Origin of the sequence: Paenibacillus sp. FSL R7-0333, from assembly GCF_038000365.1 — a bacterium.
GTDB classification, from domain to species: domain Bacteria; phylum Bacillota; class Bacilli; order Paenibacillales; family Paenibacillaceae; genus Paenibacillus_AQ; species Paenibacillus_AQ silagei.
On sequence record NZ_JBBOBZ010000001.1, the window covers coordinates 439,235 to 462,049 of the forward strand.

The window sequence follows — 22,815 nt, forward strand, 5'->3', positions numbered from 1 at the left end:
AATATGGATACATCTATATATGTACTAGCTTTTGTTATCTTTCTTGCGCTGGCGTTCGACTTCATCAACGGCTTTCATGATACCGCCAATGCGATTGCTACCTCTGTCTCAACCCGTGCGCTGAAGCCGCGTACAGCCATCATGCTGGCCGCTTCGATGAACTTTATCGGCGCCTTGATGTTCACCGGAGTGGCGAAGAAGATCGGGGGCAGTATTACCGATCCCACCCTCCTGGACAACGGGATAGACATTGTCACAGCGACGCTCATTGCGGCAATTATCTGGAATCTTGTGACCTGGTGGCTGGGTATTCCTTCGTCCTCCTCCCATGCGCTTATCGGTGCGTTAGCCGGGGCGGTCTATGTCGGGGCAGGTACAGAGCATATCAAATGGAGCGGGTTCATTGAGATCGTAGAGGGGCTGATTTTCTCCCCGCTGATCGCTTTTGTAATCGGGTATATTGTGATGACGATTCTGAAGTGGATCTTCGCGAAGAAGAGTCCGCACACGGTCAACAAGGGCTTCCGTTCGATGCAGATCGTGACGGCCGCACTGCAATCCTTCACCCATGGTACGAATGACGCGCAGAAGGCGATGGGGATCATTACCTTTGCCCTCGTCACCTCGGGACGGCTGGATACGATGGAGGTTCCGCTCTGGGTTAAGATTGCAGCGGCTACATCCATGGCACTCGGAACGTCGATCGGCGGCTGGAAGATTATTAAGACGATGGGCACGAAGATTTTCAAAATCGAGCCGATCAACGGCTTCGCAGCGGATATTTCGGCGGCCTCTGTTATTTTCACGGCTACGCTGCTGCATCTGCCGGTAAGTACAACCCACGCGATCACCTCATCGATTCTGGGTGTAGGTTCAGCCAAGCGCTTCTCTGCTGTCAAATGGGGAGTAGCCGGACGGATCGTGGTTACCTGGTTCATTACGATTCCGATCAGCGCCTTGCTGGCGGGAGTGATCTTCAAGCTCTTCTTCTAGGGCTGGAATAGAATAGATTGCCTGGACAAGATGTCGCAGAAGCCATGGATGGCTTTAGGACATCTTTTTTTGCGTTCAGCGGTAAGCCTCGGCGTAAGCGGAGGTTATTTGATTTTTCAAGAGAGGAATGTCACAAAAGGCTACACGGAACTGATAAAAAATGTTAATAGGCATAAAAAGAAAATGAAATACATCACATAATTAAAAGAAAATAACATATGAGAAATGAATTTTGCGTAGTATTATGTAGGATTTGGTAGTCTCTGAAGTAAGGTTTGTTTTAAGTGTTACCATTGCTGACAAACACCCGAATAGACAAAGGAGGCCTAGCCATTGATCGACTTTCATCAGGTAGACAAACATTACGGACAATTCCATGTACTGAAGGGCATTGATCTGCATGTTCAGGAAGGGGAAGTCGTTGTTGTAGTCGGTCCTTCCGGCTCCGGCAAGAGCACGATGCTGCGCTGCATTAACCGTCTGGAGACGATCACGAGCGGCGGATTAACCGTGGACGGTATAACTGTAAACGAACGCAAGACAGATATCAATACCCTGCGCAAAGAGATCGGAATGGTCTTCCAGCACTTCAACCTGTACCCGCACAAAAAAGTCATAGATAATATCACGCTGGCCCCGGTCAAGGTGCTGGGCTTAAGCAAAGCGGAAGCGGAGAAGACCGCAATGTATTATCTGGAGAAGGTCGGCATTGCCGACAAGGCAGAGTCCTATCCTTCCCAGCTATCCGGCGGACAGCAGCAGCGGGTGGCGATTGCCCGGGGGCTGGCGATGAAGCCGAAGATTATGCTGTTCGACGAGCCGACCTCGGCGCTGGACCCGGAGATGGTCGGAGAGGTGCTGGATGTCATGCGCGCCCTGGCCCGCGAGGGCATGACGATGGTCGTTGTGACCCATGAGATGGGCTTCGCCCGCGAGGTGGCGGACCGGGTCATCTTCATGGATCAGGGGCAGATCGTGGAAGAGGCGGAGCCGGAAGCCTTCTTCGCCAGTCCGAAGGAAGAGCGGACGCGTACTTTTCTCAGCCGTGTATTAAGCCACTAAACTAAATATATAGGAATCCGGGGAGGAAACGAAATGAAAATGTCCAAGAGCTTCAAGGTGTTAAGTGTGCTGATGATTGCGGCTATGCTGGTCATTGCCGGGTGCGGCAACAACAAGGGCAAGAACGAACCTGCGGCAGGCGGCAATGCAGCCGGAGGGGCAGCAGCTGACTCTGCGGCCATTGCCAAGATTAAGGAGCGCGGCAAGCTGCTCGTTGGCGTGAAGTTCGATACCCGCCTGTTCGGTCTGAAGGACCCGGCTTCCGGCAATGTGGAAGGCTTCGACATCGACATCTCCAAGGCCATCGCTAAGAAAATTCTCGGTGACGAGAATGCCATCGAGCTGAAGGAGGTCACCTCCAAGACGCGCATTCCGATGCTGAATAACGGCGAGATCGATATGGTGGTGGCTACCATGACCATTACGGAAGACCGCAAGAAGGAAGTCGATTTCTCCGATGTCTATTTCCAGGCCGGCCAGTCTCTGCTGGTGAAGAAGGGCAGCACGATTACAGGTCTGGAAAGTGTTACGAAGGATACGAAGATCCTCGGCTCCAAGGGGGCAACCTCGATCAAGAATATCAAAGAGAAGGTGCCGGGCGTAACCGTGCTTGAGTTCGATAACTACCAGGATGCCTTCAGTGCGCTTAAGGCGGGACAGGGTGATGCGCTCACTACGGATGATGCGATTCTGTACGGAATGGCCTCCCAGGACCCCGGCTTCGAGGTGGTAGGGAAGCCATTCACCGATGAGCCTTACGGCATTGCGGTCCAGAAAGGCAACGCCGATGTAGTTAAGGCGATTAATGATACACTGGCTGAACTTAAGGCAAACGGGGAATATGATGCCATCTATACGAAGTGGATTGGTAAAGCTCCGGCTAAATAAGCCTGTTCCAAGCAAGAGCTTGCTTCCCTCAAGGTAAGAACGTATAAACGGGTTTCACACGAAATTCTCGTAGAAACGGTACCGCCTTTTCCAAGGACGGCAACGCCGTTTCTACTTGTTTGTAGGAACGGCGGTCATGCCGGGCAGGAACGAACTCATCTACAGGTAAAGGCAGGTGAACATTGATGGATTTCTCAATATTAACGAGATACTTCGGACTGTATATGGAAGGCTTCTACGGTACGCTGCTGTCCAGTGTACTGGCCCTGATCGGCAGCTTCCTGATCGGCGCGGTCGTTGCCGTCTTCCGCATGACTTCAGTCAAGGGTCTGCGCTGGTTCGGCGCGGTGTATGTGGAGTTCATCCGCAACATCCCGCTGCTGCTGGTTGTGTATATTTTCTATTACGGGCCTTCCGCCCTGGGCTTCACGCTGGACGGCTTCAAGGCAGGAACGATCGGACTCGCCGTATATACCTCGGCCTTCATCGCCGAAGCGATCCGTGCCGGAATTATGGCCGTGCCCAAGGGACAGATGGAGGCGGCACGTTCCTCCGGTCTCAGCTACATACAGACGATGCTGCATATCATTCTGCCGCAGGCGATCAAACTGGTGATCCCGCCGCTTGGCAACCAGTTCATTAACCTGATTAAGAACTCATCAGTACTGACTCTGGTGGCCGGTCTTGATCTGATGTACTTCGCCGACGGAATCTCTACTGAGACTTACCGTACCTTTGACACCTACATTTTCGTAGCGGTATTCTATCTGGTGCTTACGCTTCCGCTCAGCTACGGCGTGCGGATCTGGGAGCGCAGACTGCAGCGCAAATATTAAGAAGCATCATAAAAGGACATCTGAAGCTAAAGGAGGGCTATTATGGATTTCATAGGTGCATACTCTGCCGATAATCTGAAGTTTCTGCTGGACGGATTGTATGTGACGCTGATCGTTGCTTTTGTATCGATCTTCCTGAGCTTTATCATCGGCTGTTTTATTGGTGTCATCCGCTACTCGGAGGTGCCGGTGCTGTCTCCGGTCATGTTCTACCTGGTGGAGCTGATCCGTAATCTGCCGCTGCTGCTGATCATCTTCTTCATCCGCTTCGCCTTGCCGGAGGTCGGGATCAAGCTCGGACTGATTACTGCAGCCATTGCAGCCCTAACCATCTTCGAAGCGGCGATGATTGCCGAGATTGTCCGCGGCGGCTTAATGTCGATCGATAAGGGACAGATTGAGGCGGCGCGTTCCTCCGGTCTCAGCAGTGTACAGACCTTATGGCATATCGTGCTTCCCCAGGGCCTGCGGCGGATGGTTCCGCCACTGGTCAGCCAGTTCATCTCCCTGCTGAAGGATACATCACTCGCCGTTGTGATTTCCCTGCCGGAGCTGATGCATAATGCCAACATTGTCATCGGTCACAGCTACAGCTATGCCATCCCTACGCTGGCGCTGGTTGCCCTGATTTATTTTGTCGTCAATTACCTGCTGTCGCTGCTGTCCAGAAGGCTTGAGCACAGAGTGGTATAAACTAAGAGCAATGAGGATTAAGCCATATTCAAGCCAGTGCGGCTATGATACTATAGTTGTCAACCTCTCTAGGCAGGAGCAGTGGCGATGGGACAATCGATTCTGAGAATGAAGGCGGTACAGATTCTGCTGGTGGCCGCCGTTACTGCGGTAGCCGGGGAATTCAAGATCAACCCGTTTGACGGAGATATCTTCCGGATTGCCATGGGCAGCAGCGCCTTTCTCCTCTTCCTGCTGTTAATGAGGCAGCTGCCGTATATCCGCACAGGCTGTGTTACCGGGGTGGTCGTGCTGCTGTTCCGGACTGCGATGGATATGGTGGAGGGAAGCGGACTGACGGTAGAGCAGAGCCTCAGCAGCCACTGCTCGGCAATGATCTATTACATGGTGTTCGGCGCACTGATGCGTGTCATCAAGAGCCGGATCGATACGTTTCATCCGCTGGTGCTAGGCGCGGTTGCCGCGCTGATCGATCTCCTGTCGAATGAAATGGAGCTGCTGACCCGGCTGATCGTACTGGATTCGGCTACCTTCCGGCTGAACGAGTGGACGTACCTAATGGCGATTGCCGTCCTGCGTACGTATTTCACCACCGGGGTATATAGCAGTATCTCTGTCAGCCAGCTGCGTATCCGGGAGCGGGAGCAGCATGAGCGGACCCAGCAGATGCTCGGATTCGGCTCCGGCCTGTACGGGGAAGTGTTCTATCTGAAGAAGTCCATAGGCACCCTGGAGCAGGTAACGCTGAACAGCTTCGAGCTGTACACCAAGCTGAAGGACGGGGAAGGCACGGGGCGTTACAGCCGGCAGGTACTCGACATCACCCAGCAGCTTCATGAGGTGAAGAAGGATTCGCAGCGGATTCTGGCAGGGCTGGTGAAGCTGGTGGAGCGTGAGGTGAACGGGGACATGCCGTTATCGGACATTCTGAGGTTCGCGGTTAAGAGCAATGCCAAATATGCAGAAATGCTAGGTAAAGAGATCAAATTCCATATTCACATCACCTCCGATTACACAACCGACAGCTACATTCCTCTATTGACCCTGCTTAACAATCTCACCGCCAATGCGGTGGAAGTCATCCAAGGGACAGGCAGTATCCATCTGAACGCTTATGAGCAGGACGGCATGACGATTCTGACAGTGAACGATAGCGGGACAGGCATCGGGAAGCGTGACCTCGATCTGCTGTTCGAGCCGGGCTTCACCACGAAATTCGATGAAGAGGGCATCGCTGCCACAGGGATCGGGCTCTCTCATGTACGGGATATAGTGAATATGTTCGAGGGAAGCATTACGGTTCAGCCGGTATCGCATATCGGTGGGGCCATGTTCCAGATTACAGTGCCGAGCATTAAGCTGCGGAAGGAGGAATAGAGGATGCCGCTATCATTCTGTATTGTAGATGACGACGCGTCGGCGAGAAGAATGCTGCAGCATATTATTGAGGACAGCGGGCTTGGTGAGGTGACGGGTACTGCTGAGAGCGGACAGGAGGGGATAGCCCTGATCCTGAGCGAGACCCCGGACATTGTGCTGATGGATCTGCTGATGCCGGACCAGGACGGGATTGAGACCATCCTCTCTCTTCAGGCACAGGGCTGCCGCTCCAAATTCGTAATGATCTCGCAGATTGAGAACGGGGACATGGTGAGCCGCGCCTACAAGAGCGGAATTGAATTCTTCATCCGCAAGCCGATCAACAAGATTGAAGTGGAATCTGTACTATATAAAGTGAATGAACGTTACGCCATGGGCCGTTATCTGGATGAGATCAAGCTGACGCTGGGTAAGCTGGAGGGTCTGCAGTTCGGACTGACGCAGCTGCCGCCTGGCAAGCGTACCGTCAAGGAGATTGTCCAGCCAATTCTGATGAATATGGGCATGATCTCGGAGAATGGCAGCCGTGATATTATCACGATCATGGAGCTGGCGGTAGCCGAAGGGAACAGCGGAAGTCTTCCATCCCTCAAAGAGCTGTACGAGCGGACCGCTGCCAAGTACAGACCGGTGCCTGCGGAAGCAGCCAAAGAGGTCAAGGCCATCGAACAGCGTCTGCGCCGCGCACTGGCGGCAGGTCTGACAAGTCTCGCGTCCATTGGTCTGACGGATTACGGGAATCCGAAGTTCGAGCATTATGCGCCGCTGTATTTCGACTTCGAAGAGGTACGCTTGAAGATGAAGGAGATTGAACAGGGCAGAGATAGCGGCAAGGTGAAGGTGAATATTAAGAAATTCCTGCAGGTGCTGCATCTGGAGGTGCTGGAGGGCTTGGGCCGATAAGCTATATATATTGGAAAATTGGACCGGGCCGTTCGCCGTAAATGGCGCCGTCAACTATAAAGACAAGACCAAGAAACCTCCGGAGCGCTGGTCAGCGGGCTGGCGGTTATTTTTTTGCGCAGACATGCTGTACAATAGGAGGAAGCAACTAGAACAGCGCGGCTCTGCTGCGGATTGCCTACATAGGGCGGAGGACTTATATTATGATACGAACACTTGCCGTTACGCATGCGGGCGAGATACTGACCGATCTGCTGCTTCAGGATATTGTCCTGGATGATTATGCCTGGATCTGGGCGGATTTCGCTATGCCGACGGAGGAAGAAACCTTGAGGCTGGACACGTATTTTCATTTTCACCCGCTGGCGATTGAAGACTGTATGCATGTTTTGCAGCGGCCGAAGCTGGATTATTACGAGGATGTGCAGTTCTTCGTGCTGCATTCGCTGAATGAGCGGACATTGGAGGCCGAAGAGATCGACCTGTTCCTCAGCCCGAAATTTCTCGTCTCCTACCATCATCAGGACAAGCCGGAGATGGAGGAAGCATGGCAGATGGTCAAAGCTGAGATTCATAGCCGCAAGGGCTGGTCGGGCGGGCCGATGGCTGCTGCTTACACAGTGATGGACAAGCTGGTCGACAGGTATTTCCCGTCCCTGTATACGCTGGAGGATGAACTCGCAGATCTGGAGAGCCAGGGCGGCAACGAATCGGTGGAAGAACTGATGAGCCAGGTCTTCAATGTGCGCGGAAGGCTGCTGAAGCTGCGGCGGACGATTGTGCCGATGCGTGATCTGATGTACCGGATCGTCAATTCGCAGCATGTGCAGAGTAACGGCGAGGAGCGGGTATACTTCGGCGATATCTACGATCATCTGCTGAAGCTGACCGACATGATTGAAGTTGACCGGGAAATGACCGCCGACCTGCGTGACAGCTATATCTCGCTCAACTCCAACCGGATGAACTCCATTATGAAGACACTCACGGTGATTACCACGGTATTCATGCCGCTGACGCTGATCGCCGGAATCTATGGAATGAACTTCAGGGTGATGCCGGAGCTGGAATGGAAATACAGCTATTTCGCAGTGCTGCTGCTTATGTTGGTGCTGGGGATCGGGATGTTCGGCTGGTTCCGGCGGAGCGGCTGGTTTAAGTAGAAGAAAAGCGCGTTAAACGCCGCCGCTTAGGAACGGCGGCGCTTAACGGAGGAAGGCCCACCGGATTTACGCTTCTTGGAGGTGGTATTGCGGCGCTTCGCGGCGGGGCGTCTTTTTTTGCGCCGTTTGGGGCTATAGAGGGCTGCATCCTCTTCGGCGGCGAGCTCTCCCGCTCCGCTTCCCTTGCCTTTGCCGAACCCGCCCATCATAAGCTTCACCATCGGAGCCATCTGTGAGAAGCCCTGCATCACCTTCTGCACCTTGCCCATGGTATTGACGATTCCGTCAATTCCGCCCATCCGGTCAACGATGCCCTTGATCTGTTCCATATTCGCCAGACTTCCAAGATTGCCGAGTCCGCCAAGCAGGCCTCCGGCCTTCGCGGTAGAGGCTTCTGCAGCAGGGAGCGCGAGTGCCGTATCGGTGACTTCAGCGCCGTAAGCAGGCAGCAGTTCAGGTTCTCCGGGAAGCGGGGCAGGTGTATAAGCAGATAGTCCCGGGTAAGGTGACGGATTGTAAGGTTCAGCCAGTGAACGGCCTTGCTGGCGGGAATGATTATAGTAATGCTGAGGCATAGGATCACATTCCTTCGTTAGTGGTTTGCTATACTGTATGTCATGGGCGAACAGACGGTATAGACGAATGCCCGGGTAACCGGGATACTAGCGGAAAAGGGCGGATGCCTATAGAGCGGCAGGCGGAAGTGAAGAAACCGTGTCCATGCTTGATTTCGCACGGTTTTGTAGTACTATGAGTAAGGCGGTCTAACCTGGGAGCCGGAAGTAGAGACGGGTTAACCCTGGTTATGGTGTGCGCCTGGGGTGGACGTTTGTCCATCGATTTCACTCTTTACAGCGTGAAACCGTTAATGCTTGAAAAATGTGCTCCAGTACAATATAGTAGAGGCAAGATAGTCACATTAAGTTAATGTTTAGGGGATGATAGGGCGATGCAGCTAAAGAAGCTAAACGATAAAAGTATCGATCAATTATTTGAGGCTATTTTAACATTGAAAAATATGGAAGAATGTTATGTATTCTTTGATGATCTGTGCACAGTGAACGAAATTCAATCGCTCTCACAGCGCCTTGAGGTTGCGCGGATGCTGGGCAAGGGGTCTACATATAATCAGATCGAAGCCGAGACGGGGGCCAGTACGGCCACAATTTCCCGTGTGAAGCGCTGCCTGAACTACGGCAATGACGGTTATAAGCTTACGCTGGAACGTTTGGGCCGATAATTTATGGTTCCGGGTGTATTGTTAATCAGTCACGGCTCCCGTGATCAGGCCTGGGTGTCGATGGTAGATGAGGCAGTGAGCCATCTCACGCTCCGGGAGGAGCTGCCGGTGGCAGTGGCTTTCCTTGAGCTGGTAGAAGGACGATTGATACAAGATGGAATTGATAAGCTGGAACATGCAGGGGTCACAGATATTATTGTGATCCCCTTGTTTGTGTCTTCCGGCAGTACGCATGTCGATGAGATAGAGTATGCGCTGGGCGCTAAGCCGGTTCCTGAGCGGGAGACCGACCTTGCGCCGTTCAGGGTTGCCGCGAAGGTTCATTACGGATATCCGGTCGATGACGATCCCGATATTGCACAGATGCTGTGGGATAAGCTCCGGGAACTGTCGCAGCATCCCGGGCGGGAGATGGTGCTGCTGGTCGGACACGGCAGCAGGCATGACGGCTTCCGGCAGCGCTGGGAGCAGGGCATCTCTTCACTTGCCGCGCGGGTACGGGAGATAAGCGGGCTGGCTGCAGCTGATTACGGGCTGTTGAACCCGGACAGTGTAAGAAGCCGGGTGGAGCATTGGCAGGAGCAGGGCTATGATGTACTGGTGGCTCCGCTTTTTTTGAGTGAGGGGTACTTCACCAAAGTGGTTATTCCGCAGCGGCTGGAGGGGCTCGATTATGCCTACTCCGGCCAGACGCTGCTGCCGCATCCGCTGCTGCCGCGCTGGATTCAGCGGCAGGTGGAAGCAGCGCTCCAGCGTCTTGAGGGTCAGCGTTAATTCGTAAGCGGGTAATGTAGCTGGCCCCTGACATTGCTTGTGGGGTACAGAATTGGGTATAATCAGTAAAGTTATCCATTATATAAACAGGTGGCGTTCCGGTAATGAAAACTGCGAGATTGATTTATAATCCCACTTCTGGTCGGGAAGAAATGAAAAGACGACTCGCCGATATTCTAGACCGGCTGGATATGGGCGGTATCGAAGCTACCTGCCATGCAACAACGGGAGAGGGCGATGCTACTGCGGCTGCAGCCCAAGCTGTGGAACGCGGCACTTATGATCTGATCATAGCTGCCGGAGGCGACGGTACGCTTAATGAAGTGATTAACGGGATGGCAGAGAAGCCGAACCTTCCCCCGCTCGGCATATTGCCGCTGGGAACGACGAATGATTTCGCGCGGGCCATGGGCATTCCGAAGAATTGGGAGGAAGCCTGCGACCTGATTCTGCGTCAGGAAGCGCGCCTGATCGATCTCGGCAAAGCCAATGACCGTTACTTCATTAATATAGCAGGCGGCGGACAACTGACGGAGCTGACCTATGAGGTCCCCAGCAAGCTGAAGACCATGATGGGTCAGCTTGCCTATTACCTGAAGGGGATCGAGAAGATGGCCAGCCTTGCTCCGCAAGAGCTGTACATCCGCGCGAACGGCCAGGAGATGATCCATGACGAGTTCATGCTCTTCCTGATCGCCAATACGAATTCGGTCGGCGGCTTCGAGAAGCTGGCTCCGGGTGCGCGTATCGATGACGGCTTGCTCGATGTTATTGCCGTTAAGAAATGCAACCTGGCCGAGTTCATCCGGCTGGTGCGTCTAACCATTCGCGGAGATCACCTGAATGACAAGAAGGTTATCCATTTCCGCACCGATGCCATGGAGGTAACCTCTCCCGGCTACGTACAGCTGAACCTGGACGGCGAGCTGGGCGGCACCTTGCCGGGCAACTTCAGCATCCTGCCGCAGCATCTGCGGATTTTTGCGCAGAATTAATCGTGAAGAACATGAAAGAAGTGAACCTATACACATGAATAAACAACGCAGCAGGCGCAGCGCAAGCCGCCGGGAGCAAGGGGCGGCCCCTGTCGCCGGACTGCCGGTAAATAAGAATGATGAGGTCCTGCTCGATATCATCGGCATGACCCATGAAGGTGAAGGGGTAGGCCGCGTAGAGGGCTTTACCCTATTTGTGCAGGGCGCTCTTCCCGGGGAGAGAGTCCGGGCCAGAGTACTCAAGACCAAGAAGCAGTATGGCTACGCCAAGCTGCTGGAGCTGGTGCAGGCCAGCAGCGACCGCATCGCGCCGCCCTGCCCGATCTATGATCAGTGTGGCGGCTGCCAGCTGCAGCATATGGACTATACCGCGCAGCTCGCGTGGAAGCGCCAGCTGGTGGTGGACAACCTGCAGCGGATCGGAAAGCTGGAGGTGGCGGGTGTGCCAATTAGAGGAGTAGTGGGCGGTAGCGTTGATACGGATGTTGCAAATGCAGGGGCAGAGCTTGCGGCGGTTGAAGGTGGTAGTGCGGGCGATGCAAGTTACCTGGCTGAAGGCATCCGCGTGCTGCCCACCCTCGGCATGGACGAGCCCTGGCGCTACCGCAATAAGGCCCAGGTGCCTATCGGGGTGACCGAAGGCGGTCTGGTCGGCGGCTTCTATGCACGGGGCAGTCACCGGATCATCGACATGGAGACTTGTCTAATTCAGCATGAGGACAACGACAAGGTCGTTGCCACCGTCAAGAGCCTCGGCCGTGAGCTGGGCATCACTGCCTATGACGAAGAGACCGGCCGCGGCCTGCTCCGTCATGTAGTGGTGAAGAAGGCGTTCCGCACCGGCCAGATGATGCTGGTGCTGGTCACGAACGGCCGGGATATCCCGCACCTGGACGCCTGGCTCGGCAGTATCCGCGGGCAGCTTCCGGCAGTGGTCAGCATCTGCCAGAACATCAACACCCAGCGCACCAATGTTATCTTCGGCAACGATACCCGCGTATTGTGGGGCAGCGAGGTCATTTACGACTACATTGGCGAGGTACAGTTCGCGATCTCGGCACGGTCCTTCTACCAGGTGAACCCGGTGCAGACCGAGCTGCTCTACGGCAGAACGCTGGAGTATGCTGCGCTAACCGGCAAAGAGACTGTGATTGATGCGTATTGCGGCATCGGTACCATCTCCCTATTCCTGGCCCAACATGCGGATCAGGTGTATGGTGTAGAAATCGTGCCTGAAGCCATCGAGGACGCCCGCGCCAACGCGAAGCTGAACGGAATGAACAACGTGAAGTTCGAAGTCGGCGCTTCGGAGGATGTCATCCCGGCCTGGAAAGAGCAGGGCATCACCCCGGACGTCATCGTCGTCGATCCCCCGCGCAAGGGCTGCGACCCGCGCCTGCTGGAGACCATCCTGCTGATGCAGCCGGAGCGTGTCGTGTATGTGTCATGCAACCCATCCACCCTGGCCCGCGACCTGCGGGTGCTGGAGGACGGGGGCTACCGGACGGTGGAGGTTACGCCGGTGGATATGTTCCCGCATACGGTGCATGTGGAAAGTGTGGCGGTGCTGGAGCTGAAGTAGGTGATAATTCGACATAAAAGAAAGCAAGAAGGCGCTCGGGAATTACTCCCCGCAGCGTCTTTATTTTTGCGCTTTTGCTTGCTATTCTGTGATGATTTTGTTCAGCAGCCTCTCTTTTCTGTATAAAGCTGCTGCAGAAATCTGCCCTTAATGTGGGATTACCCGCCTTATCCGGATACGCCTATCAAACTATAATCAGGTTGTAAGCGAATACAGAAGGGATATATAGTATTTTCTAAAAAAGATGAAAGAGGTGTTTATTTATGTTAAGGAAGTTAAAGTTATTAAGTGCATTATTAATTTTTTGTATGGCCAATCTGTTACCTGTCTTTCCTTTGACAGCAAGCGCGGCGGGTACAATTGTAAGCTATCCATTACCGTCGGTCTATACCACGACCAGTCAATACACGGTAACAGCAGACTCTACGAATATACCGGTAATCGACACTTCGGCGGTATTTGTAAACTATAATTATTGTAATTTCTCTTTTTCAGGCACGACTACAATCACAATAACAGCAAGCGAGCCCATCAATACCTATAATATTTCTCCCAAAGCTTTGGGAATCACGGCTACAAAGAGCGGAAATACACTTACCTTTACACTTTCATCACCAACCTATCTTATCGTTAAAATTAATAACCTGAAGGATCTGGTTATCGCGGCAGATGCTCTTGAAACCAATGTTCCGGCGTCATCCGGTACAGGGATATACAATGTTAAAACCGGGTACGGTGCTGACAGTACCGGTGCCACTTTGGCTACACCTGCCATACAGAATGCCATCAATGCGGCTAACGCAGCAGGCGGCGGTATCGTATACGTTCCAGCCGGCGTGTACAAGAGCGGTAACATTGTTCTAAAAAGCAATGTTTCGGTTTATCTGGAGGGTGGCTCTGTGATAAGGGGTTCAGGAAATCCAAGCGATTACACCACCCATTTTCATAAGAATTCCCTGAATAAGGATGGGACATGGTTTATTTATACCGAAACCAATGCCAACAATATTAAGATATACGGCAGGGGAACGATTGACGGTAATGGCCATTATATGAGAAATACAAACAATTATCTAAACAATATTCTTGTCCCCTTGCAATGCAGCAACTTCACGGTTGACGGCATAACCATAAGAGACAGCGGCGGCTGGGCTACTATCGTTACAAGATCCAATAACGTAACCTTCCAGAATACCAAGCACTTCAACAACAATGAACTTGATTATGAGAATGATGCAATAGACATCCAAGAGAGCCAGAATGTACTCATCAAGCACACTGTTGCAGTATCGGAGGATGACACCTACTCCTTTAAGACCTGGGATGTAGCCACTACCGATATAGCTGCAAACTGGCCTGGAAGTCCTGAAGAGCAGTCAAATGTAGTTGTCGATGATGCTTTGGCTTGGAGCAGATGCGGAGCATTCAAGGTTGGAGATGGAGTGAAACAGCTTCAGGATGGCATCGTGGTTAAAAACTCTTATGTATACAGATGCTGGCGCGCTTTAGCGGTAGGTCATCTGTATGGGACTCCAGCAGCACAAAACATCGTATTTGACAATATAGATGTAGAAGGCTTCTGGCCAAGATCCGGTGTTCACTCCAGATGGTTTGATCTTTCTGCAAAAACCGGTCCGATCAAAAATGTGGTCTATAATAATATCAATTTACGCGCTTTAGGTGAAGTATCAATAATGAAGGGTTGGAGTGACACCTCTACGGTCTCCGGAGTTACCTTAAACAATGTTCGCGTCGGTGGAGTTGCGGTAAATAATTTGGCAGATTTGAAAATAACAGATACGAACAGCTATGCTGCAGATCCAAAATTCAACACATTGAAATTCGAAGCGGAAGGCTACAACCTTAGTTCAGGTGTTCTTTCCTATGAGAAAAGCACTGATGGCGGGCTGGATGTGGGTGGAGGCAGTAATGGCGACTATATCGCATTTAAAAATGTAGACTTTGGCAGTACAGCTAAAACAAGTATTGATATGAAGGTTGCATCCGCTAATTCCGGCGGAAAGATCGAATTCCACTTGGATAGCCCTACAGGCCCTATGCTGGGTTCTTGGACGGCCGAAAGTACAGGCGGATGGCAGACATGGTCCCTCAAGAATATCCCGCTTACTGCCGGGACAGCTGTAGGAACCCATACGGTATATGTTACTTTTGTGAAGTCAGATTCAACCACAGTTGCAAATTTAACCTGGTTCCAGTTCAAATAGAATGGACAAAGGGGTATATCAAATGATATACCTCTTTATTCTGCTAAAGGACGACCTCCCGTCAATTGGATCTCTAGAGGGCAGTAACGGACATATTTAAAATTGTTGACAATTGGTATATTTGCAATTTATACTAAACATATCCATTTACGGGTGTCATGCACCGTATTGAAGTAGAGCATTTTCAGCAGGGCTTTATCGCTTGGGAAAATGCTTTTTTCTGCTTTTCATTCCTGCACCGAGTCATATTCCGCCTCCAGCATTAATTGCAGCATCTCTGCAAACAACTCTTTTAGTGCGAATGCACATTGTCCATCGTTTTGAGATTATTCTCCTTCACACTCACTTTCACCTGTTCATTACTGAATATCACCATGTATGCTATCCTCTCTAATCAGCCTTTCTAAAGATTATCTAACGGAGGAAACAGGATGTCTAAATCAATAGAATCTATCTTGAGAGATGAAGTTTTTGCTGAGCTGGACATCGAGTATCCGGAAGACCCCGATACCCGTTTGCTGGACCTGGGGATCGATTCGGCAGGCTTCATCAAGCTTATTGTTTCAATGGAATCGAAGTTTAATATCTCGATCCCTGATGAGGATCTATTATTTGAAAAGTTCTCCACGGCTGGATTAATCCTTAATTATTTGGCCGGGAAAACGATATGATGACTATCATTCAGCGTTTATTCATGGAGGCTTGTGATCGCAAAAATCATATTATCCTTCAAGATCTAAAGCAGCAGTGGACTTATGCGGAAGTGATGACAGAAGCATACTTGATTGCTCTATATATCCAAAAGAACTTTGAGCTTGAGGCCGGTAGCCATATAGCGGTATACACAAATAATGAGCCCTTGTTCATTACTGCTTCGCTTGGCATTCAGTTCAGCGGTCATGTACTAATACCGGTTCCTTACTCGGCATCCCTAACTGAGATTGAAAATATTTTACAAGCCAGTGACGCCAAGCTGGTTATCAGCAAATATGCACAGCCTGCGCGTTTAAATTGCCATATTCATTGGGTTACCGCTCAGGATTTCTCGCAAGAACCAGTGCCTTCGTTTGAATCGATCTCGCTCACGAATCCGTCCGATCCCAATTCATGTGCTATTCTCCTTCCTACATCGGGCACAACCGGACCATCTAAAATCGTTATGTTATCCCATGAGAATGTATTAACGAATGCGTTGGCACATGGAAGAGAGGTGGGTTATACGGATCAAGATTCGTTTCTTGTAACGATGCCCGTTCATTTCAGTTCTACAATTGTCACGCAATTGATTTCTTGTATGCTATTTGGAACCCGAATTAGGCTTATCAGCTTGCCCTTGCTGCCGCGCACAGCGTTTAGACTGTTTCAGGATAAGGCGGTCACGGCATTCTCAGCGGTTCCTACGCAATTGATGCACTTTATTTCCGATTATCATCAGACAACCAACTGGAGTGCCTTTGATTCCATTGAATTTATTGTTATAAGCGGTGCGCCGATTCCCGCGAAATTAGTAGACCAGCTTCAGACTGTATTTCCCCAAGCGGACATTATTCAAACCTACGGACTAACAGAAGCTTCTCCGCGGGTGAGTATGATGGAACGGGGAGACCGAAGCCTGTCCTGTGGAACACCCGTCAGTGGCGTGTCTGTCCGGCTTGTTGACGAAGAAGAGAATGAGGTTATAGGACCTGCTGCTTCAGGAGAAATTTGGGTCAAGGGCCCGAATGTGATGCTCGGTTATTACAGGAACCCGGAGTTAACCAACGTTATCATTGTTGAGGGTTGGTTAAAGACAGGAGACTTGGGATATTGGAATGAATCAGGGTGTCTCATCATTACAGGCAGAAAGAAAAATATCATTATATCCGGCGGTATCAATATTTATCCGGAAGAAATCGAAGAGTTTTTATATGGTTTGAAAGAAGTGGAGGAAGTCATGATTGTTGGTGTGCACGATGATCTATTAGGCGAAGTACCCATCGCATTTCTGAAAGTTTGTGAAGAATGTCTGGTTGATCTAGATGCGCTGACACAACATTGCAACTTGCATTTGTCTTCGTATAAGGTACCTAGACAATGGAGGATTGTAGATGAAATTCCAAAAACAAAAACAGGAAAACTGGACAGGGCAAGTACGAAGTGCTTATTGCTAAATGAGTAGGGGTGAACGAAATGTTGAAGAATACAACTCAAACATTGCGCAGCGAAATATTGCCGGTCAGTTATCCGATGATTACAACCTATACGCAGCATGCCCATCTCTTGTCCATACTTACCCACTACGAGTGCGCGCACCCATGGATATTCAGCAATTATATTCAATTATTTATTAACAAAGATTATAAACATCATTGGGGAGATTTCTATTTCCCTCTGGCGTATGAGCTGCGGCCTTCGGATGGTTGCAAATGGATTTCGACTCAGAAGATACATAGAGATACTGTAACGACTAAATGGGACTCTGTTATTCATTTTATTATAGAAAATATTAATGCCAATAACTATATCCACACCATGATCAATTATTTCTATGTGCCCTTAAGCGACCGATATCATAGACTCCAATTGCATCATGACATATTGGTGTACGGCTATGATTTAGATCGAGAGATATTGTATGTTTCCGATTTCTTTAAGAACGGCGTGTACAGTCAGGCTGAGATCTCATTTGCCGATTTCAATCTTGCGTTCAACACCAATCATCTAACAACCAATCATGATTATCTGAGAGAAATGGTGTATCTGTATAAATTCAACGAACAAAATCAGGATAAATTCAGTGCAGATACCCTAATAAATTCTATAAGAAATTATTTCACTATGAAAACGCCCGAGTATTGGGAGATGTTCAACTATGGGGGCGACAGGGATCATCTTGACTTCGGCATGCAAATATACACCACTCTAGTTAATTATGTGAGAGAGACAGCGGAACATAAGGCTATGCTTGATATAAGACCCTTTCATTTACTTTATGATCATAAGAAGATAATGACGCTAAGATTCAAGTATTTGTACGATCATCGGCATCTAAATCAATTAAATCAAGAGCATATAGATGAATTCACAGCCATTGAGCTTAAGGCAAAGATCCTTGTGAATGTAGCAATGAAATATAATTTGACAAGGGATACGAGGATTTCCAAAAGCTTACAAACGCTGATTACGAATATAGAAAATGAAGAATCCATATTCCTTGAACGATGGCTGAATCAGGTAGGCATTCAGTAACATCGAGGGCGCAGTGGATGTCAGCCAGGTATATCTATGGAGGGAGTGATGCCGGGATTATAATCGTTTCGGTACAGCGTATGGAATAAGCACAACCACCACGTATCCACTCACCTCAAGCACCGTTCACCAACCTTAGGCAATGGGGGGATCTTTATTTTCATTGTATTAACAGGAGTCGCAGGCTTCATCGGTTCCAACCTTGCCGAGAGGCTGCTGCGGGAAGGACATACCGTTATCGGGGTCGATAATTTTCTGACCGGGTCCCCTGTCAACATGGACAATCTCTTGCGGTCGCCAAATTTCAGGTTTATCGAGCATGACGTCATTTATCCGCTCGCAGTTGAAGGTCCTGTCGATTGGGTGATGCATTTCGCAAGTCCAGCCAGCCCGCCCAAATATTTGTCCTATCCGATCGAAACGATGAGGGTCAACAGCGAAGGAACGATGCATCTGCTGCAACTGGCCAAAGAAAAGCAGGCTGCGTTCTTCTTGGCTTCAACAAGCGAGATCTACGGTAACCCAACCGTTCACCCTCAGCCGGAGAGCTATTATGGCAACGTGAATTCAATTGGATCAAGAAGCTGCTACAACGAAGCGAAGCGGTATGCAGAGGCGATCACCTACTGGATGAACAGGAAATACGGCATACCGGTAAGGGTCATTCGAATCTTCAATACATTCGGCCCGAAGATGGATTTATATGACGGACGTGTCATTACCAATTTCATTAATCAAATCATGTCCAAGCGCAACCTTACGATTTATGGCGACGGCAGACAGACGAGAAGCTTTCAGTATATCGACGATTTGCTGGAAGGGATTATAAGACTGCTGGGCACCACGTATGAACAGCCAGTCAATTTGGGGAATCCGCAGGAAGTCACCATCCTTGAAGTCGCCCAAGTATTGAAGGAGCTCATGAATTCCAACGCGCAGATCGAGTTTCTCCCGCTGCCGGAAGACGATCCTAGGAGAAGGAAGCCGGATATTACCGTATCAAGGACGATTATGGACTGGGAACCGGCGATCGGTTTGCAGGATGCACTCGCTAGAACGATCCATTATTACCAAGGTCAATATATCCATTAAACGGGAGGTACCTATGCAAGAACAGATCATAGTGATGATAAGCGAAATCAAGGACGACGCCCAGCTGGCAAACCGCTTGAACGAGCATTCCAGCATCATGGAAGACGGGGGACTCGACTCGTTACAGCTAATTACTTTCTTATTAAAAGTGGAAGAGCGTTTCGATATTGAAATCGATTTTGAACAATTCGACTTCGATTTTTTGGAGTCGGTTACAACCTTCTGCAATTATATCTCGGAGCTGCAGAAGACGGCATCTGTATGAACGATAGACGCAAGGGCGTCCGGGAGCTTATGAATAAGCGGAAAGTAACGATTCTATGCTCGGGTTTCGGTCTGGGGTTCTATATTCCCGGCCTATTATCTGCAAGCGGTTTCAATAAGAGGGATATCGCGACGGAAGTGCTCGTGTTCGAAAGCTATTTGGAGCAAGACAAAAGGGATCATATTGCAGACAGCAGGAAGGCTTACCACAATGATTTCGCGCTTGCCAATTTTTCGGCCCGAATGCCGATGGATATCCGGGGCAGCATTGATTATGCCCAGGTAGAGCTATTGCTGGAGGCGTGGAAAGCGGAAGAACGGTACGAGTTCATATCACTATCCGGACACTGGGGCTATATTCTGGATTTGTACAGGGAGAAGATGCTGCCGAATCCAATTCATGTAGACCTGCTCTACGTCGATTCAGATTTGGCCCCGTCTTGGAAGAGCCTGAAGAAGTATCATCCCCGGTATGACGAGCATTATTACAATGCTTGTCTCTATGACACCGATAAGATGGCGATTCGATACGAAATCCCGGTTCCTCTTGGTACGCCACTGCCCTTCGAATCGAGGAAGCGGCGGCTTGTTGTTCATGGCGGCGGCTGGGGGATGGGCACTTATCAAAGTAAAGTTCCGGAGCTTGCCGGCCATAACTATGGGCTTGATATCGTAGCTTACGACTGGAAGGAAGCGAAGCCCGATCCCAATCACCGGTATTGGATGAACGATCCGGATTGGTGTTCATGGGTGAAGAGCGGAAGCGGCCTGCACGAGTTCCCGCCATACATTGAAATAGCGGGAGAAGCTACGAAATCATACGCCGCTAAGGCTGATCATCATTGGTTATTTGACGTCGCTTCGGAGGCGATGGCTATCGTGGCCAAGCCGGGAGCGGGCACATTGATCGACTCGCTTGCATCCGAAACCCCTCTTATTTTGCTGGAGCCGTTCGGCAGTCATGAGCTTAGCAATCTGGAATTGTGGGAGTCGCTTGGGTTCGGAATACGCTACGAGAAGTGGCGGGAGATGGATTTTTCCGTAGATGTCCTTAAGGAGATGCATCAAGCGATCAAGAACAGACCCGGCGAACGGACGAATTATGTGGATCATTATTGTTCGAGAGTCGCGTTAATGAAGAGGTAAGATTTCAATGGCAGAAGGGGTTATGCGATGAGTGTTAACAAATTGAGTGTCGCCCGAGATACGACAAGCTATCCGAGATGGATCGTCTTGCAGCTGCTCGAGGAGTGCAATTTACGATGCAAGATGTGCTATGAGTGGGGACTCGAAGGGCCCTACAAAAGCAAAAAAACATTATCGCAGCTGGACCCGGATCTGATCAAAAAGATTATCGTGGAGTGCAGCCCCGGCAAGCCGTATTACGATTTCTTCGGCGGCGAGCCGCTGATGTACCCTTGGCTGAGCGACATTCTCGCCATGATCAATCATTATGGGAGCATAGCGGACTTCCCTACGAACGGCACATTGCTTGAGAAGCATGCCGAGATGCTTGTCGAGACTGCGCCCAATAAGATCTGGGTGTCACTCGACGGCCCTGAGGAAATCAACGACAGGCAGAGGGGCAAGGGCGTATTCAAGAAAGTGATTAAGGGGATCGAGAAGCTCTATGAGCTCCGTCAAAGCAAAGGCAAGCAATTTCCGAAGATGGGTGTATCCTTTATCATTACGCCCTTGAACTATATGTACATCGAGGAATTTTTCTTTAAGCATATCGACTTGTCGATGCTGGACCATATCAGCATGGAAGTGCAGCTCTATGCCACGGAAGAGCAGTATGCCCAATATGTGGATGTTCTTAGAGAGGAATTCGATGTGCATGAAGCTCCGTATGCCAAGGGGATGGTCTGGCAGGACATCAGTTCGTTCAGCCAGATCGATATTCCCGAATTGACGAGACAGCTCAATAATGTTAAAGCGTATTGCTTGAAAAACCATATTCATGTGATCACTTATCCGAAGACTACAGATGAACTGAATTTGCACAACTACTTCTCGGGGCAATTCCATCAGATGGCGGATAAGCGAAGACAGTGCTCTCTTCCATGGACGTATGCTGAGATTACGGCAAGGGGCGACGTTTCGCCCTGCCATGCCTTCTATGATTTGACCTTCGGCAACGTAAATGAAGAGAATTTGGTGGATATCTGGCGCAGTGACAAGTACAAAGAGTATCGCGCGTATATGAAAAAAAATATGCTGCCGATTTGTACGGCTTGTTCAAGGTATTATATCTACTGATTCATGTGAATGACCTATTACGTTTAAGAAGGGTGTGTTGATATGAATCCGAAATCAGAGATCAAACATTCCGCTAAGGATTTGCAAATTTTGAAACGTACTATCAGGAATACGATGGAAACCAAGCGGAACATTGAGAAAATAGCGGGTTACGCGACACCGTTGCCAGAGTCGGTCGGGATTAAACTGACGAACCAATGCAACTTGCGCTGCAAGCATTGCTATCAATGGAACGACACCGGCTACCATCACTTCATGACACCGGAGCAGCAGCGGGAACAGCTCGACTACGGGCTGCTGGAGAAGCTGATCCTTGAGACGGAACCAGCCAAGTCGAGACTCTATATCTGGGGCGGTGAGCCGCTTGTATACAGCCATTTCGACCGGTTGGCCGATTTGCTTGAAGCCCATCCTCGTGAGACAACGATCTGCACGAATGCGGTGCTGATCGAGCGAAAGCTGGACGCCTTGCAGAGAATCTCCGATAACCTGGAGCTGCTCATAGCGCTTGACGGATTCGAAGAAGAGAATGATGCGCTTCGCGGCAAAGGAGTATTCAACAAGGCGATAGATGCTATCCGGATGCTTGTCGAGCTGCGCAAGGAGAACCGGTTCAGAGGCAAAATTTCGATCCATACCGTTGTTAACGATGGCATGACCGACAAGCTGTACGATCTGCTGGACTTTCTGGAGGGCGTCGGCGTAGATCTGGTCATCGTCTGCTTCCCGTGGTACATCTCGGATGAATGCTCGCAGGGAATGGACGATTACTTCGATCAGAAGTTCCACTTCCTTCCGGCGAGCGAACACAAGGGGGAACGAAGCTGGCACGCTTTCAACTATAAGCTCGATCCGGAGCGTATTCCTGCTCTCATGAGCGAGTTGGACCGGGTGAATCATCGGGTCTGGAAAATGCGTTTGCGCTACCAGCCGAATCTGGATCATGACCAGATCGAGGATTTCGTGCTTGGCAAAGAGGTGAAGGGTAAAGGCACGATGAACAAGAAGTGCCTGGCGCTCTCGAACCGAATGGATATTACGCCCGATGGAACAATCATCGCGTGCAAATTCTTCAAGGAGTTCGAGATCGGCAAATTACATGAAACGTCTGTACAGGAATTATGGCATAGCATGACCTACAGAAGAATAAGGGAAATGATGGACGAACGACTGACACCGGCATGTTCCAAGTGCAGTGTGTTGCATTTGCACGGTGTATAACTCTTCTAAATCAC

Annotated in this window: 22 protein-coding genes; 21 read left to right on the top strand and 1 reads right to left on the bottom strand. The window is 50.3% G+C overall.

Annotation, left to right across the window (positions count from 1 at the left end):
- Window positions 1–3 precede the first annotated feature (3 nt).
- The 8 genes from MKY86_RS01845 (at window position 4) to corA (ending at window position 7,918) form a co-directional block, all read left to right on the top strand.
- On the top strand, window positions 4–993 hold the full coding sequence (locus tag MKY86_RS01845; protein ID WP_036730908.1) for an inorganic phosphate transporter: 990 nt from the start codon (window positions 4–6) through the stop codon (window positions 991–993).
- Between the two features lie 333 nt (window positions 994–1,326).
- Window positions 1,327–2,055, top strand: coding sequence for an amino acid ABC transporter ATP-binding protein (locus MKY86_RS01850; protein WP_036693252.1), 729 nt, complete (start codon window positions 1,327–1,329; stop codon window positions 2,053–2,055).
- 33 nt (window positions 2,056–2,088) lie between these two features.
- On the top strand, window positions 2,089–2,943 hold the full coding sequence (locus MKY86_RS01855; RefSeq protein ID WP_076080198.1) for a glutamate ABC transporter substrate-binding protein: 855 nt from the start codon (window positions 2,089–2,091) through the stop codon (window positions 2,941–2,943).
- A gap of 185 nt (window positions 2,944–3,128) precedes the next feature.
- Complete coding sequence (locus MKY86_RS01860) at window positions 3,129–3,779, top strand: ABC transporter permease subunit (protein ID WP_143803770.1); 651 nt, start codon at window positions 3,129–3,131, stop codon at window positions 3,777–3,779.
- Window positions 3,780–3,821: 42 nt separating this feature from the next.
- The gene (locus tag MKY86_RS01865) at window positions 3,822–4,472 is read left to right on the top strand and encodes an amino acid ABC transporter permease (RefSeq protein WP_076080202.1); all 651 of its coding nucleotides are present in this window, start codon (window positions 3,822–3,824) and stop codon (window positions 4,470–4,472) included.
- A gap of 87 nt (window positions 4,473–4,559) precedes the next feature.
- Entirely contained in the window at window positions 4,560–5,849 is a 1,290-nt protein-coding gene (locus MKY86_RS01870; protein WP_076080205.1) for an ATP-binding protein, read from the top strand.
- A gap of 3 nt (window positions 5,850–5,852) precedes the next feature.
- Window positions 5,853–6,755: a response regulator gene (locus MKY86_RS01875; RefSeq protein WP_076080208.1), complete on the top strand. Its 903-nt coding sequence runs from the start codon at window positions 5,853–5,855 to the stop codon at window positions 6,753–6,755.
- Window positions 6,756–6,958: 203 nt separating this feature from the next.
- Window positions 6,959–7,918, top strand: a complete 960-nt coding sequence (gene corA, locus MKY86_RS01880) for a magnesium/cobalt transporter CorA (RefSeq protein WP_036730901.1) — start codon at window positions 6,959–6,961, stop codon at window positions 7,916–7,918.
- A gap of 26 nt (window positions 7,919–7,944) precedes the next feature.
- On the opposite strand, the gene MKY86_RS01885 is transcribed toward corA, so the two are convergent.
- A complete protein-coding gene (locus tag MKY86_RS01885; protein WP_076080210.1) occupies window positions 7,945–8,493 on the bottom strand; it encodes a hypothetical protein in 549 nt (182 codons plus the stop codon).
- Between the two features lie 374 nt (window positions 8,494–8,867).
- On the opposite strand from MKY86_RS01885, the gene MKY86_RS01890 reads away from it, so the two are divergent.
- From MKY86_RS01890 to MKY86_RS01950, 13 genes are all read left to right on the top strand, one after another.
- Complete coding sequence (locus MKY86_RS01890) at window positions 8,868–9,158, top strand: YerC/YecD family TrpR-related protein (RefSeq protein WP_019913624.1); 291 nt, start codon at window positions 8,868–8,870, stop codon at window positions 9,156–9,158.
- 3 nt (window positions 9,159–9,161) lie between these two features.
- The gene (locus MKY86_RS01895; RefSeq protein WP_076080212.1) at window positions 9,162–9,932 is read left to right on the top strand and encodes a sirohydrochlorin chelatase; all 771 of its coding nucleotides are present in this window, start codon (window positions 9,162–9,164) and stop codon (window positions 9,930–9,932) included.
- 104 nt (window positions 9,933–10,036) lie between these two features.
- Window positions 10,037–10,927 carry a diacylglycerol kinase gene (locus MKY86_RS01900; protein WP_076080215.1) on the top strand — a complete coding sequence of 297 codons (891 nt, stop codon included), beginning with the start codon at window positions 10,037–10,039 and terminating at the stop codon, window positions 10,925–10,927.
- Between the two features lie 34 nt (window positions 10,928–10,961).
- Window positions 10,962–12,509: a 23S rRNA (uracil(1939)-C(5))-methyltransferase RlmD gene (gene rlmD / locus MKY86_RS01905; RefSeq protein ID WP_076080217.1), complete on the top strand. Its 1,548-nt coding sequence runs from the start codon at window positions 10,962–10,964 to the stop codon at window positions 12,507–12,509.
- Window positions 12,510–12,772: 263 nt separating this feature from the next.
- Window positions 12,773–14,734: a carbohydrate-binding protein gene (locus MKY86_RS01910; protein WP_143803771.1), complete on the top strand. Its 1,962-nt coding sequence runs from the start codon at window positions 12,773–12,775 to the stop codon at window positions 14,732–14,734.
- Between the two features lie 431 nt (window positions 14,735–15,165).
- A complete protein-coding gene (locus tag MKY86_RS01915; RefSeq protein WP_036730891.1) occupies window positions 15,166–15,405 on the top strand; it encodes an acyl carrier protein in 240 nt (79 codons plus the stop codon).
- Entirely contained in the window at window positions 15,402–16,892 is a 1,491-nt protein-coding gene (locus MKY86_RS01920; protein ID WP_083685313.1) for an AMP-binding protein, read from the top strand. The genes MKY86_RS01915 and MKY86_RS01920 overlap by 4 nt, the downstream gene beginning before the upstream one ends.
- An 11-nt stretch (window positions 16,893–16,903) precedes the next feature.
- The gene (locus MKY86_RS01925) at window positions 16,904–17,962 is read left to right on the top strand and encodes a hypothetical protein (protein ID WP_076080223.1); all 1,059 of its coding nucleotides are present in this window, start codon (window positions 16,904–16,906) and stop codon (window positions 17,960–17,962) included.
- A gap of 162 nt (window positions 17,963–18,124) precedes the next feature.
- Window positions 18,125–19,054, top strand: coding sequence for an NAD-dependent epimerase/dehydratase family protein (locus tag MKY86_RS01930; RefSeq protein WP_340827758.1), 930 nt, complete (start codon window positions 18,125–18,127; stop codon window positions 19,052–19,054).
- Window positions 19,055–19,067: 13 nt separating this feature from the next.
- The gene (locus MKY86_RS01935; protein ID WP_076080229.1) at window positions 19,068–19,319 is read left to right on the top strand and encodes an acyl carrier protein; all 252 of its coding nucleotides are present in this window, start codon (window positions 19,068–19,070) and stop codon (window positions 19,317–19,319) included.
- On the top strand, window positions 19,316–20,464 hold the full coding sequence (locus MKY86_RS01940; RefSeq protein WP_340825866.1) for a UDP-glucuronosyltransferase: 1,149 nt from the start codon (window positions 19,316–19,318) through the stop codon (window positions 20,462–20,464). The genes MKY86_RS01935 and MKY86_RS01940 overlap by 4 nt, the downstream gene beginning before the upstream one ends.
- 27 nt (window positions 20,465–20,491) lie before the next feature.
- Window positions 20,492–21,580 carry a radical SAM protein gene (locus MKY86_RS01945; RefSeq protein ID WP_076080231.1) on the top strand — a complete coding sequence of 363 codons (1,089 nt, stop codon included), beginning with the start codon at window positions 20,492–20,494 and terminating at the stop codon, window positions 21,578–21,580.
- Window positions 21,581–21,670: 90 nt separating this feature from the next.
- The gene (locus tag MKY86_RS01950; protein ID WP_340825869.1) at window positions 21,671–22,801 is read left to right on the top strand and encodes a radical SAM/SPASM domain-containing protein; all 1,131 of its coding nucleotides are present in this window, start codon (window positions 21,671–21,673) and stop codon (window positions 22,799–22,801) included.
- Window positions 22,802–22,815 lie beyond the last annotated feature (14 nt).

Coding starts and splice junctions, on each gene's coding strand:
- MKY86_RS01940 (WP_340825866.1), top strand. CDS start 19,316: ATGAACGATAGACGCAAGGGCGTCCGGGAGCTTATGAATAAGCGGAAA.
- rlmD (WP_076080217.1), top strand. CDS start 10,962: ATGAATAAACAACGCAGCAGGCGCAGCGCAAGCCGCCGGGAGCAAGGG.
- MKY86_RS01865 (WP_076080202.1), top strand. CDS start 3,822: ATGGATTTCATAGGTGCATACTCTGCCGATAATCTGAAGTTTCTGCTG.
- MKY86_RS01870 (WP_076080205.1), top strand. CDS start 4,560: ATGGGACAATCGATTCTGAGAATGAAGGCGGTACAGATTCTGCTGGTG.
- MKY86_RS01945 (WP_076080231.1), top strand. CDS start 20,492: ATGAGTGTTAACAAATTGAGTGTCGCCCGAGATACGACAAGCTATCCG.
- MKY86_RS01875 (WP_076080208.1), top strand. CDS start 5,853: ATGCCGCTATCATTCTGTATTGTAGATGACGACGCGTCGGCGAGAAGA.
- MKY86_RS01895 (WP_076080212.1), top strand. CDS start 9,162: ATGGTTCCGGGTGTATTGTTAATCAGTCACGGCTCCCGTGATCAGGCC.
- MKY86_RS01925 (WP_076080223.1), top strand. CDS start 16,904: ATGTTGAAGAATACAACTCAAACATTGCGCAGCGAAATATTGCCGGTC.
- corA (WP_036730901.1), top strand. CDS start 6,959: ATGATACGAACACTTGCCGTTACGCATGCGGGCGAGATACTGACCGAT.
- MKY86_RS01900 (WP_076080215.1), top strand. CDS start 10,037: ATGAAAACTGCGAGATTGATTTATAATCCCACTTCTGGTCGGGAAGAA.
- MKY86_RS01935 (WP_076080229.1), top strand. CDS start 19,068: ATGCAAGAACAGATCATAGTGATGATAAGCGAAATCAAGGACGACGCC.
- MKY86_RS01885 (WP_076080210.1), bottom strand. CDS start 8,493: ATGCCTCAGCATTACTATAATCATTCCCGCCAGCAAGGCCGTTCACTG.
- MKY86_RS01860 (WP_143803770.1), top strand. CDS start 3,129: ATGGATTTCTCAATATTAACGAGATACTTCGGACTGTATATGGAAGGC.
- MKY86_RS01910 (WP_143803771.1), top strand. CDS start 12,773: ATGTTAAGGAAGTTAAAGTTATTAAGTGCATTATTAATTTTTTGTATG.
- MKY86_RS01920 (WP_083685313.1), top strand. CDS start 15,402: ATGATGACTATCATTCAGCGTTTATTCATGGAGGCTTGTGATCGCAAA.
- MKY86_RS01915 (WP_036730891.1), top strand. CDS start 15,166: ATGTCTAAATCAATAGAATCTATCTTGAGAGATGAAGTTTTTGCTGAG.
- MKY86_RS01890 (WP_019913624.1), top strand. CDS start 8,868: ATGCAGCTAAAGAAGCTAAACGATAAAAGTATCGATCAATTATTTGAG.
- MKY86_RS01855 (WP_076080198.1), top strand. CDS start 2,089: ATGAAAATGTCCAAGAGCTTCAAGGTGTTAAGTGTGCTGATGATTGCG.
- MKY86_RS01845 (WP_036730908.1), top strand. CDS start 4: ATGGATACATCTATATATGTACTAGCTTTTGTTATCTTTCTTGCGCTG.